Below are 16,609 nucleotides of genomic sequence, written 5' to 3' on the forward strand. Positions count from 1 at the left end.
ATCGTGGGGCGCCTTCACTTGGGGTCATCCCGATGGCTCTTTACCAAAAATACCGTAACCCCAGATTCACACCGTAAGGCTGCTCAATATGCTCCCCTTTGGCATAGTCCAGATCGACATGCACCTGCCACCGCTCGGACATCGCCACAGCCATCCCTGCCCCAAACTCCGCCCGGGAGCCTGACAAATCGTTGTTGAACACGTTGTTGTTGACCTTCACTTCGTTGTTCGAAGCGAACTCGTGAGCAATCGCCGCACGTACATAAGGCTGGGCAACAGCACCGTCGGCGAAACCGAAGTTTCGCCCCACCGTGGCCCCGGCCTTGCCGAGCAGTGAGCGCATGCGATCGCCGTCGGCGTCCATGTCGTTGTCCAGCGTGTAGTGTTGGCCCTGGATCTGCACGGCCGACAGTTGCGCGAACGGTTCGACGAAGTAGTTGTCGGCCAGTTTGATATGCCGACCGAACTCGGCGGAACCGCCTACACCCCAGTTGTCGTAATCGCCTTTGGTGCGGCTGCCATCGCTCAGGTTGACTTTGGACTCGTTACGAAACCGGTTGAACTTGAGCACGCCGTCGAAGTAGTAACCGGTGTCACTGTCGAGCCACGTGACATAGGGACCGACGTAGTAACTTTTCACCGTACCCGAGGTTCCGCGATTCAGATCCAGATCGGATTCGCTCGTGCCGGCGAGCACCCCGACCAGCACCTGGCTTTCGCCCACCCGCGCATCGGCGCCGAGGGAGAATCCCTGTTGTGTTTGCTGATAACCGACACCTGACCCATCAGCGACGTCGTGTCTGTTGCTGTAAACACGACTCCACCCTCCGCCCTCGCCACCGTTCAAACGCAACTCACCCATACGGCTGCGCAACGACGACAGCTCGCCATACCAGACGGTTGGCGCAGTGTTGAACAAGGCGAGTACCGAGCGCGCGCCAGGACTGATGACTTCGGTGGTCGGGTCGAGAAACCACTCCTTCGCTCCCCCCCCGATTTCCCGGCTGGCCAGAGCGTAAGACCAGGTGCCGACGTCAACCCTCTGCTCGCCGGCCAGAGCAAAATTCGCAGCGTCGGTGGTGCCGGTACGTACCAGCGTCAACTGCTGCGGCGAGGCCGCATTCAGACCAGAGGCCGCGACAGCCAGGGCGAAGTCGCCCGAGGAAGCCCCGGCGACATTGAGAAAGTCATGCTCACCGCTGGCGAAATCGCCCTTCATCGCAAAGGTCCCATTGCCGGAAAGTGAGCCGACATTGAGCGTGTAATACGTACCGGGGGCGTCCTGGGCGCCAAAGGTGACAGTGCCACCGTTCATGCCCAGTGCACCGATCGAATCATTGCCGGTCAGTGTCCAATTGGAATTGCTGTTGACGTTCACGCTGTCGACCTGATCGAGACGACCGGTGAACTGCGAATGATTTTCCAATGTGACACCCGCCGTTGAGCTGCCATCGACGATGACATCACCTACCATGTGGCCGTGATTGAAAGTCAGATTGGCGAGGCTGTTATCGGTGACATTGATGTTGCCTTCCAACGTACTGTCAGCCACCGTCATCGTTGCGGTGGAAGCGCCTTGCACATCAAGGAGTACGCCGTTGCCGGCAAGCAAGCGCGTGAAATTCAGCACGTTGATCTGTGCCACAACCCCGCCATTGGCAAGGATGGCTGCACCCGCCACCCCTCGTACCTCAACGTTGTCCAGCGACACATTGGCACCGTTGCCGATGCCCTCGCCGTCGGGACGCAGGCGAATGCCGTTCATGCCTCCGGTCATGCTGCCGCCCTTGGCCCTGACCTCTGCACCGAACGAATTCAAACCAAAGCTGTTTGCTCCCGTACCGGTCAGATGCGTATCAGTCAATTGGATATCAGCGCCGCCACCGGTTTCGATTCCGGAGGTCTGCCCGGTAATCCGGCTGCCACTGATCACGGCAGTCGAACCTGTGGTCGTACCCGTCGCCCGGGCGATCGACATCCCCATTCGGGTACCGGTCACAATGGCGTCGCTCACATCGGCACGGGCATTGATGAGGGTAATCCCCGCGTTGCCCGAACGCCCGGCATAAGTCCCCCCCACCACATTCAATTGCGAACCGGTGGTGATCAAGACTTCATAGGTATTCGCAGCATTGGCGTTCAATACACCACCATCGCGGGCGCGATAGTTGTCTTGTTCGGTTGAGCTATCAATAGTCAATGTTTGACCCGCTTCGATGGAAGTGAGGGCAAAGGCCAGCGGGCTTGAGGAGAGGACTGGCGCCAAGGCGAACCAAGCCAGTTTTGTTTTTGATGCCTTCAATGGATAAAGAACCGTACAGATACCCATATGTACTCCTTCGACATTTAGCGGATGTATTTCAACAAAAGTAGTTTCGTCCGCACGCACCGTACAGACATTACTTACCTCGTTCTGTAGGAAAGTTCCCTTTCTTCGATGGATATTTTTACCGTGTATGTCAAATAAAAGAAGGCGGGGATGTGTCCCCGCCTGCATTGACCGTTAATTAGGCATCGTTAGTTCCGGGACAGAATGTCCCTATATTATCAACCACAACCACTCTGACGTCGTGATCCGCGGAGTCATGAGTACGGCCATCAATCTCCGTTGTATATGAAATGACTCCGCGTCCGTCCCTGATAGGTCTGAGGGCAGCATTGAAGGGCAGGTAAACTTCAAAGCCCGCCGTATGTTCATTGCCCTGCAACGTCTTGCTGAACGTATAATCGGGAATATCATCCCCTCCTGAAAGCGGGGTTCCTTTCCATACGAAGTCCAGTTTCAAATCAGCAACAAGTGACCCGCCTCCCGCGACACGCACAACTGCGGCCTTACCTATCACAGGAATATCGCGTAGAGAAGAACAGTTCAGATACACCAAATTACCCGGATTCGTATAAAGATTCTGAATAACGGGCTCTGGCAATGTCACTGCAATAACATAAGCATCTACCGGAGTCGGCAATGATGGATTCGCGTTGCTGCCATTTGCCGGATTGGTGATGATGTAGCGGGCTGTCTTTATCCCGTTTTTTGCGGCCACAAAAACATCAGACGGTAGCTTGAATGGAATCTTGAAATCATCGGCCTCATCGCCGACGACCTCATAACGACCTTCTGGAGGCGAAACTATTTTACCGTCGTACATCAAATCGAAAATATCACCGGGATCCAATGTCGTGAGATCAGGAATAGTCAAGTCAATGTCGATCAAGCTGCCAACATCATCCACCACCAAAGTGTTATCGCCTGTGGAACCCTTGACGACCAAAGCAACCAGGTTCGGATTACCTTTGTCCGGATCAGGCTCAGGATTGGTTGGACCAGGGATCGACAGATCGACATTGATGGTCGCCCCTGTCGCTTCCGGAAACGGGTTGCCATTTCGAATGATCGCGTAATTCACCGCCACATCCTTCGGACCATCACCGCCTTCTGCGGCGTCCCTGAACGGTACGTCGACAATGACCGGAGCGGTGCCATCAGTCGGCTTGTCGGGTTGCAACTTTCCGTTGAAGGTGACTCGGGCCACATCGTTCGGCTGACCATTAGCGAATGCAGGAATGACCACGGCGACATCAGGGTAGGCATCTTTCAAGTCGACAACACCATCGTCGTTTTCCGGCACCTCAGGGGGTAGCAACCCGCTGGGTGCCGGTGTCAGCCGAACATCAAAATGAAAAGGGTCGGAAGAAGGCCCGACGTTACCGACGCGATCTGCATATTTGCAGTAAAAGATAAACAGTCCTTCTCCCAACGTTTCGATATTGGTCTTCTTGATAAACAGTTCAATTGGCGCACTCGAATCTTCATCGACAATAAAAGTGTCCACGGGTGTCGCTGGATCACTTTTCCCATAGTACGCCGTATAGATATCCCCCTGTTTGACATCGTCAGGCACGGGGATGATCATCTTTATATCACCCAGCGCATCAAGAATTTCTCGGGTCAACACGCCATCAATGATTTCGTCGGGCGGTGCCGCTTTACCTCCAGGTGCACCATGATTAGGTGCGACAATGTCGATGAAGAACTCAGAGGTATCAGAAGTATTTTTGTTGCCACCGTAATCAACTACATAAGTCAAGCGAAAAGGACCTGGCGTTGCGGTTTCCTTTGCAGGCAAAATCATTTCGAAAGTTGCAGGTGGGGGGATGGGAACCACTACCCACTCCGTAACCACTACTGAATCTTTCTGCAATGCGATATATGTGTCACCTGGGGTTGACCCCGGCGGCACTACCATGGAGGTAATTATCACCTTGCAGTCTGTGCCCTGACGCGCCGCCTGAAGTTTCTTGACATTGTCACCCGGCAGGGGCGGGAGCAAGTCTTCAACTTCAGGAGGAGTACCCGAACGGGTACTCAGGGCTTGACGCAAATCAAAAACTTTTTTACGGGCAGCCTCTGCCTTGGACAGTACTTTCAAGTTACTCATTGTAAGCTCTCCTGTTTTATGAACGCACCGACCCTCCAACCCAATACAAACGTCCAGAGAAATGCCGGCAATTAACCACACTGCATAATTTGCTAATACTTCAGTTCTCTTCGCACAAATCATTGAGAGGTGAACATACTGCGCCACTGGGCAGGGTGCGATTGATGATCACAATCTCCTTTTTGGATATCCCCCGACCGCCCATGCTTTTTTTCAACCGGTAATAAACCAGCGCAGAACCGTAGTTGACCATGGGCGCAACCAACCGGTCGTAATCCTCGACGACAATATCGATGTCTTCACCCGGCGGCAGTGTTGTGAGCTCTTTTTCAATTTCCTCGTAAGTACCTTTGATGGGCTCGCTGCCATTGAGTCCGGTGCTGCCCTGCCAGCACACCGTCAGCGTGTCGCCCTGCTCGATAAGCGGGTCAGCTTTGACTCTTACCGTGACGCCCTTCCAGAGCCTGGGCCGACTGCAACAGTGCAATACGCCATCCCTGTTCGCATGCGGAAACACAACCTCCTTCAACCCCTCGATCACCACTATCGATACCGCCACCCGGGTCGGTAACGACTGTTGCTGGTTCACACCGTTGCTGGTGGTGTACCAAACCGGCAATGCCGGATTCTCCTTGTCGGTATCGATAACATTCCAGGGCACGGAAAACCTGACGGATTTGCCGGCTTCATCGCCTGGTTTCACTTCATAAAACGCGACGACGCCGGGGTAGCTTCCCCAGTGCAGTTCCAGTATCTGTCCCTGTTCGGGTGCATCGTACAGAGGCAGCAACACGCTGGCCGGCAGACCAAAATCGTCCGTCAGCAAGGTATTGCGGGTTTGACTTTCTTCGCCGTACACCTCAACCAGTGCAAGATCTTCGTTGATCAATGCCGGCGCCTTGGCATGATCCTGACCTGCCAGCGTCAGGTTCACTGCCACCGAAATGGTCGGCGAGGGTGGCCCGTAGGCTGTTCCCTGGCGAATCTTGTAATAGATCTTCGCCCGCAAAGGCCCATCGCCTTTTGCATGCAAGGTCGACCACGGCACAGGGACCGACAGCGGAAAAGCGGAGGGATCGATGGGGATTTCAGGCAGGGGCGTATCGTCCCAGAAAACCGCCAGCCAATGGCCGGGATCGGCAAAGTCATATTCATCGACTTCCACGGCGACACCGTCACGGGCTTGTTGGCGATCGACCAGCCCCCGGGATGACAGCGGCACTCGGGGTGGCAGCAGTGCCCCCGGTGCAGGCGACAGATCAACTTCGATAGCCGAAAGAAAGGAGTTCGGTCCTTCGTTTCCGGCCCTGTCCCTCAGGTGGTAATAAAAATAACGCGTGCCAGAGCCCCACGATCGAATTTCATCCGCGTACACGGTGATGCTCAAGCGTTTGTCGCGGATATCTTCAGCGCTGAACTCCTGCTCGCGGATGGGTGTTTCAGAGTCTGGCGGGATGGCTTCGCTGGTCCAGTAATACGGCGCGCGATCCAGCGCCTCGGCATCGTCGTACCAAGGCACCAGCACACTGACCTCCCCCTCCTGAGCCAGGAAGGTTTCGGTGATGGTGCCATTCAGCTCGGGGGGGAACCCGGCCGCGCCCGGCTTGTTTCCGAAGTTGGGTTTGGTGGTATCGATGGTCAGCGTTTTGCGAGGGCCTTCATTCGGGTTGTTTCCGTAGATCGAGATCTGGATTGCGACTTCGTAGACACCCTCTGACAGTAAATCGCGAGGCACCTTCAGGGTTTGCGGGAACGCAATGGGATCATTGGTCGGATACCAGCGTTCATCGACCTTTCTGAACGTTCCACCTTTGGACATGAAGCCCAATTCGACCAGATCCAACTCGTCCGGCGCATCTCCTTGTTCAAAATCCATGAATGTGACGATAAGGTCATCACCCAACGCCCTTAGCGGCAAAAGACCTTTAGGGTCGGCAGGATCAAGCACGGCCGGTACCTTCACTTCGACCGACCTGCCCCAGGAAACCGGGGTGTTCTGATCAGGCTGACCGACTGGGTTCTTTCGCTTGGCCATTCCAGCGTTCCTCGATAAGCGGCGGTACAGCGCCGTTCAAGCGCTGTCGGAATGGCTTCATTAGATGCGGGTGGGATGAACCTGCCTACTGTCAGAAATTACAGGTATTGCTACCGTTTGTCGGAAGGCGATTTGCATGGGAAGGGTATTGGGCGGTGGATCGGGTGTCAGATAATCCGGAGTTGGTGCAGGTCGGCTGAATTATGCGCTGTTCAGGCCGCCCCCCTTCGCGAGCAGGCTCGCTCCCACCTTTCTGACCGTGTTCCAAGGGGCGAGCCTGCTCGCGAAGGCTGATTCACAGGCAACACACCTCTGCAGACAGACAAAACCCGCCGTCCCGAATCAACCGGGACGGCGGGTTTTGTCGTTTCAAACTGCGCTTACACCGTATCCACCTTCAACGAATGATCATTGAGCATCCCGCTGATGATCGTCGCCGTGTCATGCCCGCCAGCCACCATCCCACCCGCCCCCGGCGTCACGCCGTAGTGGCTGGCGAGGTTGACGCCGGCAAGATCGATGGTCTGGTTCGGCGTGGCGCCGGCCATGGCGCTGATGTCGATGCTGGTCATCACCGAAGCACCACTGCCGCTGACGGTGAAGTGCAGGTAGTCGTCCAGCGACGCGGTGCTGGCGTTTTCGCCTTGCAGCAGTTGCGACAGGTCGAGTTTGTCGGTGCCGGGGGTGAAGTCGGTGATCAGGTCGTGGCCGCTGTTGCCCTTGAGCCACTGGAAGGTGTCGGCCCCTGCCCCGCCCGTCAGTGTATTGTTGCCCATGCCACCGATCAGCAAGTCATCGCCAGCGCCACCGTTGAGGAAGTCGTTGCCGAGGCCACCGTTGATCACGTTGTTGTTGCCATCGCCGGTGAGGCTGTCGTTGAAGTTGGAGCCGAGCAGGTTTTCGATGCCGGTCAGCGTATCGGTACCGGCGCCGAAGGTGTTTTGCTCACCAAGCAGGCCGAGGTTGACGGTTACGGCGGCCGTGGCGTGGGCGTAGCTGGCGGTGTCGCTGCCGGTGCCACCGTCGAGCAGGTCATTGCCGGCGCCGCTGTAGAGCAAATCGTTGCCGGCGCCGCCGTGCATTTCGTTGTTGCCGGATCCGCCGCTGAGTACGTCGTTGCCATCGCCGGCATTGATCACGTTGTTGCCGCTGCCCGCCACCAAGACATCGTCGCCAGCCGTGCCGGTCAGGGTGTGGCCGTCCTGATAGCTGATGCTGACGTTGGCCGTGTCGCTGCCGCCGTGGTTGTCGTTGGCGGTGTAAGTGCCGTGATAGTCCGGCGTAATGTCATGGGCCCCGGCGTAGTTGAGGGTCATGGTCAGTTGATAGTTTTCCCCCGCGTTCGGGTTGCCGGTGCCCGTAGGATTGGCAATGTTGGTGATGTGGATCTGATAGATACCATCGGCCGACGCGGTCAGGGTTTGCCCGTCCGCCAGTGCCATCCAGGCGCCGCCGTTGAGCGAGTACTCCATGCCGACATGACCGGCAGCGAGGTTGTGATCCAGATTGAGGGTTTCGCCCTGACGCAGGTGGACGGTGATGCGGTCTTCATCGTTGGCGTTGCTGTTGCTCACCATGCCGAGATAACCGCTGACTACCAGCACGGCGGTCATGGTCGCGGCATTGGCGCTGAAGGCGCTGCGCACATTGGCCAGGTTCTGGTTGGCCGAGTTATTGGTCTGCCCGGTGAAGCCGATCAGGCCACTGCCGGTGAAGTCCGCCGCTTTCGACACCCACCCGGTGTTGAAACTGGTTGGCGTGGCGCTGAGGGCGTCGCCGTTCGGATCGGTGTCGTTGGCCAGCAACAGCTCGCCCGGCACCACGATGTTGCCCGAGAGCACGTTGGTGATGACGTGATCGTCCATCGCCACGGGCGGCGCGTTGGGAATCACTTTCACCGTCAGCGTGGAACTGGCGAGGTCGCCGTCGTTGTCGCTGACGGTGAAGCCGATGTTTTCGGTGATCACCACGGCGGTGGTTTTCTGCGAGGTGTAGCTGTATTCGCCGGTATCCAGGTTGATCACCAGCGTGCCGCTGTTGTTGGTGGCGATGCTGACGGTGTTGTTCGCCGTGTTGAAGGTGCCGTGGTTGGCGCCGCCGCTCGCGGTCAACGAACCCTGGCCACTGAGGGCTTTGGGATCGTAGGTGTAGGTGGTGCCGTCGACCATGATGGATTTGATGAAACCGCCATCGGCGCCGAACGAACCGCCCTCGCCCAGCAGCGAACCGGTGACCGGCGCGCCCTGCACGGTGCCGGACAATACCGAGTTGAGCTGGTTGAGATCGGTGACCACCACCGCATTGGTGTTGGTGTGGCTGATACCGTCGTAGGCCAGCGGATCGAGGTAGGCGTTGCTCACGCCGTTGCCCAAGCCAATGGCGTAGTTCTTGATGTTGTTGGCATCGAGGAAGTTTTTCAGCGCGGCTTCGTCAGCGCTGCCGATGTCGCCCTCGTTGGGCTTGCCGTCGGAGAAGAAGTAGCCGACGTTCTGCGCCCCGGTAAGTTTGCCTGAGGTGTTGAACGCGTTCTGCATCACCGCCACGGCAGCGTCGTAGTTGGTGCCGCCGCCGGCATTCAGACCCGCAAGCAGTGTCTTGGCGGTGGCGACATCGACCCACACCGTGGTGCGGTCGGCGGCATTGCTGCTGAATGTCACCAACTGCACTTTCACATCGCCCAGATCATCATACTTGTCGAGCAGGGCACCAATGGCCTGCTTGGCCAGCGCCAGCCGCGACAGACCAGGTACACCGGAGGCATCGGCCATGCTGCCGGAGATGTCGAGGACGATGAGCACGTTGGAATCGATCTCCACCGCCGTCACCGAACGATCCGAGGCAACGGCTTTGGGCACGTCGTCGACGATGTTCACCACGAGGGTGCTGGTGGTGGCGTTGCCCAGCGCATCGGTGGCTTTGTAGGTGAACGTTTCGCTGAGGGTGTTCGGCCCGTCGCTGGCGTTCGGCGCGGTTTTCGGCGCCGAGGTCAGCGTATAGGTGTAGGTGCCGTCGGCGTTGAGCTGCAGTTGTCCGTAGCTGCCGGTGGCGTTGCCGACCAACGTGTACGTGATCGCGCCGCTGCCGCCGCTGACCGAACCGACCAGCGTGCCGCTGGCGGTTTCGCCGGTATTGCCCGGATCACTGCCGGTGACTGTGCCGGGGGCGAGATCCAGGCCATCCTTGCTCAGGTCGAGGGCTTTTTCGTAGACGGTGACGTCGGTGTCGCTGACGGCGGTCAGGCAACTGTTGTGCACGTCGATGGTGATCGTCGTGGTGCTTTCGTCGCCATCGGCATCGCGCACGGTGTAGGTGAACACATCCACCGCACCCGGGCCGTTCACCACATTGGGATTGCTGTGATAGACCGCGTTGCCGTTGGCATCCAGGGTCAGATAGCCGTAGGTGCCGTTGATCTGCGAATTGAGTCCGCCGATGGCCGACGTCGAGGTGTCGGCACCGGCGCGCACGCCGACCACTGCGCCTGTGGCCGCCGGGCCGTCAGCACCGCCGATGTCGTTGTCCAGCACATTGCCGCTGACGGTGCCGCCCTCCGCCACCGAAGCGGCATCCGCGTGCGCGGTCGGTAGATCATCGACGATATTGACGTTGATCTGACCGCTGGACGTGCTGCCATCGGTGTCCGTGGCGACCACGTCGAAGTTCTCGCTGAGGCTATTGGCACCGTTGGCGTTCGGATGGGCTTCGTTGTCGGCCAGGGTGTAGCTGTAACTGACCACACCGGTAGCCGGGTCGTAACCAGTGATGGTGAAGGTGCTGCCCAGCGGCGAGACCACGGACTGCGGCAAACCGGCGGCGACGCCATTGCTGATCACGGCAATACCGCCGACCGTCAGGGTTTGCAGGCCATCGAGAGCGGTCACGGTGAAGCTGCCGCTCTGGGTCAGCGCCGAGGCATTGGGAGTGCTGCCGTCGCTGAGGTTTTTCTCGTAGACGCTGAGTTCGCCGCCCTTCACGTTGAGGCCGTCGAGGCACACCGGATCGTCGTTGTTGTGGATGTTCAGCACCAGGTTGGCGGTGCTGGTGTCACCGTCGGAGTCGGTGATGGTATAGGCGAAGGTTTCCGTGCCGTTGCCGCCGCCGTGGAGGTTTTTGAAGTCAGCGTCGTTGGCATCCAGCGTGTAGGTGTAAGTGCCGTTGCCGTTGAGTACCAGCGTGCCGTAGGTGCCGATGAAGGTGCCGGCGGTCACCGGGCCACTGGCGACGCGGTCGGCGCCTTGCACGTCGTTGTCGAGGACGTTGCCGGTCAGGGTCAACTGGGCTTCGGTCGCGTTATTGGCGTTGCTGTCGTTCAGCGCTTTCGGCATGTCATCGACGATGCTCACAACGATGCTGCTGGTGACGACGTTACCCAGCGAATCGGTCGCCTGATAGGTGAAGGTTTCGCTCAGGCTGTTGGCGCCGTCGTCGGCATGCGGCGTGGTCGTCGCGGGTGAAGTCAGGGTGTAGGTGTAAGTGCCATTGGCATTGAGAACGATCTGTCCGTAATTGCCGGTGGCGCTGCCGACCAGTGCATAGCTGATCGCGCCAACCGCGCCAGTGACCGAACCGACCAGCGTGCCGGAGGCGGTTTCACCAGTACTGTTCGGATCGCTGCCGACCACACTGCCCGCCGCCAGATCCTGGCCGTCCTGGTTCAGGTCAAGGGCTTTTTCGTAGACGGTGACGTCGGTGTCGCTGACCGCTTTCAGGCAGCTGTTGTAGACATCGATGGTGATCGTCGTAGTGCTTTCATCACCATCGGCATCGCGCACGGTGTAGGTGAATACGTCCACCGCGCCCGGGCCGTTCACCGTGTTGGGATTGCTGTGATAAACCGCGTTGCCGTTGGCATCCAGGGTGAGGTAGCCGTAGGTGCCGTTGATCTGCGAATTGAGTCCACCGATGGCCGACGTCGAGGTGTCGGCACCGGCGCGCACGCCGACCACTGCACCGGTAACCGCCGGGCCATCCGCGCCGCCGATATCGTTGTTGAGCACATTGCCGCTGACGGTGCCGCCCTCCGTCACCGAAGCCGCGTCCGCGTGGGCGGTCGGCAAATCGTCGACGATGTTGACGTTGATCTGGCCGCTGGCGGTGCTGCCATCGGTGTCGGTTGCGACGACGTCGAAGTTTTCGGTGAGGCTGTTGGCGCCGTTGGCGGTTGGATGGGCTTCGTTGTCGGCCAGGCTATAGCTGTAACTGACCACGCCGGTCGCCGGATCATAACCGGTGATGGTCAAGGTGCTGCCCAGCGGCGTGATCACCGATTGCGGGAAACCTGCGGCCACGCCATTAGTGATCACCGCGATGCCGCCGACCGTGAGGGTCTGCAGACCATCGAGGGCGCTGACGGTGAAGGTGCCATTCTGGGTCAGCGCGGGCGTGTCGGGGCTGGTGCCGTCGCCGAGATTTTTTTCGTAGACGGTGAGCTCGCCACCGTTGACGTCGAGGCCATTGAGCAGCACCGGGTCGTCGTTGTTATGGATGTTCAATACGAGATTGGCAGTGCTGGTATCGCCGTCGGCATCGGTGATGGTGTAGGCGAAAGTCTCGGTGCCGTTGCCGCCGCCGTGCAGGTTTTTGAAATCGGCGTCGTTGGTATTCAGCGTGTAGGTGTAGGTGCCGTCAGCGTTCAGAACCAAAGTGCCGTAAGTGCCGGTGAAGGTGCCGGGCGTGACTGGGCCGGTGGGCACCCGGTCAGCGCCTTGTATGTCATTGGTGAGGACGTTGCCGGTCAGGGTCAGTTGGCTTTCTGAAGCGGTGCCATTGCTGTCGTCGATGGCTTTCGGCAGGTCGTCGACGATGTTGACGTCGAGGGTGCCGGTGGCCGTCGTGCCGTTGTCATCGACTACCGTGACCGCGAACTGCTCAGGCAGATTATTCGCGCCGTTGGCATTCGGATGCGCTTCGTTGTCGGCCAGGGTGTAGCTGTAACTGACCACACCGGTTGCCGCGTTGAAACCGGTGATGGTCAGCGTGCTGCCCAGTGGTGTGGTAATCGACTGCGGAAAGCCTGCGGCCACGCCATTGGTGACCACGGCGATACCGCCAACGGTCAGCGTGGTGACGCCATCAAGTGCGGTGATGGTGAACGTGCCGTTTTGCGTCAGCGCACCAGCATCCGGAGTGCTGCCATCGCTGAGGTTTTTCTCGTAAACCGTCAGCTCGCCGCCAGCGACGTTCAGGCCGTCGATGGTGACTGGATCGTCGTTATTGTGAATCTGCAGGACAAGGTTGGCAGTGCTGGTATCGCCATCGGCATCGGTGATGGTGTAGGCGAAAGTCTCGGTGCCGTTGCCGCCGCCGTGCAGGTTTTTGAAATCGGCGTCGTTGGTATTGAGGGTGTAGGTGTAGGTGCCGTCAGCGTTCAGAACCAAAGTGCCGTAAGTACCGGTGAAGGTGCCGGGCGTGACTGGGCCGGTGGGCACGCGGTCAGCGCCTTGTATGTCATTGGTCAGGACATTGCCGGTCAGGGTCAGTTGGCTTTCTGAAGCGGTGCCGTTGCTGTCGTCGATGGCTTTCGGCAGGTCGTCGACGATGTTGACGTCGAGGGTGCCGGTGGCCGTCGTGCCGTTGTCATCGACTACCGTGACCGCGAACTGCTCAGGCAGATTGTTGGCACCGTTGGCGTTTGGATGCGCTTCGTTGTCGGCCAGGGTGTAGCTGTAACTGACCACACCGGTTGCCGCGTTGAAACCGGTTATGGTCAGCGTGCTGCCCAGTGGCGTGGTGATCGATTGCGGAAAGCCTGCGGCCACGCCATTGGTGACCACGGCGATACCGCCGACGGTCAGCGTGGTGACGCCATCGAGTGCGGTGATGGTGAACGTGCCGTTTTGCGTCAGCGCACCAGCATCCGGAGTGCTGCCATCGCTGAGGTTTTTCTCGTAAACCGTCAGCTCGCCGCCAGCGACGTTCAGGCCGTCGATGATCACCGGGTCGTCATTGTTGTGAATCTGCAGAACCAGATTGGCGCTGCTGGTATCGCCGTCGGCATCGGTGATGGTGTAGGCGAAGGTTTCGGTGCCGTTGCCACCGCCGTGCAGGTTTTTGAAATCGGCGTCGTTGGTATTGAGAGTGTAGGTGTAAGTGCCGTCAGCGTTCAGAACCAAAGTGCCGTAAGTACCGGTGAATGTGCCGGGCGTGACTGGACCGGTGGGCACACGGTCAGCGCCTTGTATGTCATTGGTGAGGACATTGCCGGTCAGGGTCAGCAAGGTTTCCGAGGCAACGCCGTTGGCGTCATCAAAAGCTTTGGGCACATCGTCAGTGATGTTCACGTCCAGCGTGCCGGTGGCGCTGTCGCCATTGCTGTCGGTGGCGATCACGGTGAACTGTTCGCTGAGGTTGTTCACGCCATCGCCGGCCGCATGGGTTTCGTTGCCGGTGAGGGTGTAGCTGTAGCTGACCGTGCCGGTCGCCGGGTTGTAGCCGGTGATGGTCAGGGTGTTGCCGAGCTGCGTGGTGATCGACTGGGGAAAGCCGATCGGCACGCCGCCAACGATCACGTTGATGCCGCCGATGCTCAGGCTGTTCAGACCATCCGGCGCCGAAACGCTGAAGCTGCCGCTTTGCGTCAGCGCGCCAGGATTGGCCGCCGAACCGGTCGGCAGATTGGCCTCATTGAGGTTCAGCTCGCCGCCCGCTGCGTCAAGGCCATTGAGGATGACCGGGTTGTTCACCGCTGGCGGTGGCGCCACGATCGGCGCTGGGGTGTCGTCGCCAGTGTCGTTGTCCGCGTCGCGGCGATAATCGGGAAATTCGGGGATGCCATTGAAACCGGCAGTTGGGAAACCGATCACCGGATCGACCCGGCCGCCGACTTCGGTCAGCAGAACGAAGCTGTGCCCGCCGCCCAGTTCACCGGTATTGCCGGTGGGCGCGTTGGGGCCGGCAGCGGTGGCTTCGGCGGTTTTACTCGGGTCTTCACCGGCGGCGATGGCTTTCTGGATCTGCTCGACATCGGTCAGTTGCGCCTGGCTCGGGGTCTGCGCTTCGTCGACGTTCACCGGCACAGCCTGATCGGCCAGCAGTTGCCCGGTCATGGTGATGCTGCTGCCACGGCCGAGGGTCAATTCCTCGCCATTTTGCAGTTTCACCGCCACCGCGCCTTCCGCGCCGGTGATCAGTTGATCGCCGGCGTACAAACGATCGCCTTCGAACAGCGGACGTTTGATGCCATCGCTCGCCTGAGCGAACACGTGACCAATGACTTTTGTGACCGTACCGATGAGCGTTGCCATGTGAAATCCTCCGCTGCCGACCACCGTCGGCACTCGTTCGCGAAGCAGCCCATGGCTCAATCGGGTTGCCGGGGGCGACGCTCGCACCCTCGACAGTTCGTTTCGCAGGCCCGTTTTGAAGAGGATTGTCAGTGCTATCAAGCACTTGCCAACCCTGTTCAATTCATCGACCCACTAGCGCTACGTAACGGCGGTGACTCACCCAAGTGACAAAAATCTGTCGCTCATTTGCCGCTACGCGTCCCTCCCCTTCAGCAGTACTTCGCAGTGTCTCGCAAAGTGAATGGAACTTTCCTCAAGCCTTATCGAGCTCCCTAAAGCGCATAAAACAAAGGCTTTCGAGCTGAACAATGTGCTGCTTTTGAAAAACCGCATAAGTTTTTTTTGGAATAAGCCTTATGAAAATTTTTTCTTAGCTACGCTCTAGGATGTTCTTAGCTCTGTTGTTACAAGAGTGAAACGCTTACACCCTAAATTTACGTCAAATATTTGGCGACGGTAACACAACATTGAGATCCAGGGAGATGCACCCATGCGCGTTTTAACCCCCCTCTGCAGCGCGGTTTTGCTGGCCATGGCTTGCACTTCCCAAGCCCAGGCGATGAACCTCACCGAGGCGATTCAAAGCACTATCGCCACCCACCCGGAACTGGCTTCGCGCGTGGACGCTCGCCTGTCGGCAGATGAACAGGTGAAAGTGGCCAAGGGCGGGTTCTATCCGTCGGTCGACTTGAACGCTGCCTACGGTCGCGGCTACAGCGACAACACCAACACCCGCGCCTTCGGTAATCACAACACCGAAATTCTCAATTACACCCAATCGGAGCTGCGCTTGCGGCAGATGATCTTCGACGGGTTCAACACCGCCAACGAGGTCGAGCGCACCAAGGGCGTGTCCAACTCCCGCGCCTATTACGCGCAAGGCACCGCACAGGATCTGGCCCTGCGCACCATTGAGGTCTACCTCGAAGTACTCAAGCGTCGTGAGCTGGTGACGCTGGCCAAGAACAACCTGCAGGCGCACTTGCGGGTCAACGATCAGATCGGCCTGCGCACCGAGCGCGGCATTGGCAGCACCGCAGACTCCGATCAATCGGTCGCCCGTCGTGCGCTGGCGCAGAACAACCTCGACACCGCCGAGGTCGATCTGGCCGATGCCGAATCGAATTTCTACAGTGTGGTCGGACGCATGCCCGACGAGCTGGAAACCCCGGCCTCGACCCGTGGCGAACTGCCGCCGGACCTGCGTGAAGCGCAGCAGAGCATGGTCGACAACAACCCGTACCTGAAATCGGCCCAGGCTGACGTGCAGTCCGCCGAGAGCCAGTACGAAGTGGCCAAGTCGCCGTTCTATCCACGCTTTGACGCGGAGGCGGCAGTCGGCGCCAACAACAACGTGCAGGGCGATGAAGGCCACGACAACGAATGGCGGGTTGGCGTGGTGATGAACTACAACCTGTTCCGTGGCGGCAGCGACAAGGCACGTCTGGCCGCGAATGCCCACGACATCAACCAGGCGATGGACATCCGCAACAACGCCCTGCGTCAGCTCAACGAGAATATCCGTCTGGCCTGGAACGCCATGGAAAACGCCAAGAAGCAGACGCCGACCGCCCGCGAATACGCCGAGACCACCAAACGCGTGCGCGCCGCTTATCAGGACCAGTTCGGCCTCGGCCAACGCACCCTGCTCGACCTGCTCGACAGCGAAAACGAGCTGTACAACGCCAACCGTCGCTACACCGAAATCCGCTACACCGAGGAATACTCGATGTACCGCGTCTTGGCGAACATGGGCCAACTGCTGAGCAAACAACGCGTAGTGCTGCCGGCTGATGCGATTGCCACCACCGAAGTGAAAAACCAGGCGCGCCTGCCCGAGTTGAAATAGC

Annotated in this window: 5 protein-coding genes; 1 reads left to right on the forward strand and 4 read right to left on the reverse strand. The window is 58.9% G+C overall.

Annotation, left to right across the window (positions count from 1 at the left end):
- Positions 1–40: 40 nt before the first annotated feature.
- From BLU71_RS14175 to BLU71_RS14190, 4 genes are all read right to left on the reverse strand, one after another.
- Positions 41–2,329 carry an autotransporter outer membrane beta-barrel domain-containing protein gene (locus BLU71_RS14175; protein WP_083353333.1) on the reverse strand — a complete coding sequence of 763 codons (2,289 nt, stop codon included), beginning with the start codon at positions 2,327–2,329 and terminating at the stop codon, positions 41–43.
- Between the two features lie 178 nt (positions 2,330–2,507).
- Positions 2,508–4,439 carry a hypothetical protein gene (locus BLU71_RS14180; RefSeq protein WP_083353334.1) on the reverse strand — a complete coding sequence of 644 codons (1,932 nt, stop codon included), beginning with the start codon at positions 4,437–4,439 and terminating at the stop codon, positions 2,508–2,510.
- 100 nt (positions 4,440–4,539) lie between these two features.
- Positions 4,540–6,474, reverse strand: a complete 1,935-nt coding sequence (locus BLU71_RS14185; RefSeq protein ID WP_083353335.1) for a hypothetical protein — start codon at positions 6,472–6,474, stop codon at positions 4,540–4,542.
- A gap of 380 nt (positions 6,475–6,854) precedes the next feature.
- Entirely contained in the window at positions 6,855–14,717 is a 7,863-nt protein-coding gene (locus BLU71_RS14190) for a retention module-containing protein (protein WP_083353336.1), read from the reverse strand.
- 532 nt (positions 14,718–15,249) lie between these two features.
- Between BLU71_RS14190 and BLU71_RS14195 the strand changes: the two genes are divergently transcribed.
- On the forward strand, positions 15,250–16,608 hold the full coding sequence (locus BLU71_RS14195; protein ID WP_039761048.1) for a TolC family outer membrane protein: 1,359 nt from the start codon (positions 15,250–15,252) through the stop codon (positions 16,606–16,608).
- The last annotated feature ends 1 nt before the right edge of the window (position 16,609 follow it).

This window comes from Pseudomonas moraviensis, from assembly GCF_900105805.1.
In the GTDB taxonomy this organism is placed as follows: domain Bacteria; phylum Pseudomonadota; class Gammaproteobacteria; order Pseudomonadales; family Pseudomonadaceae; genus Aquipseudomonas; species Aquipseudomonas moraviensis_A.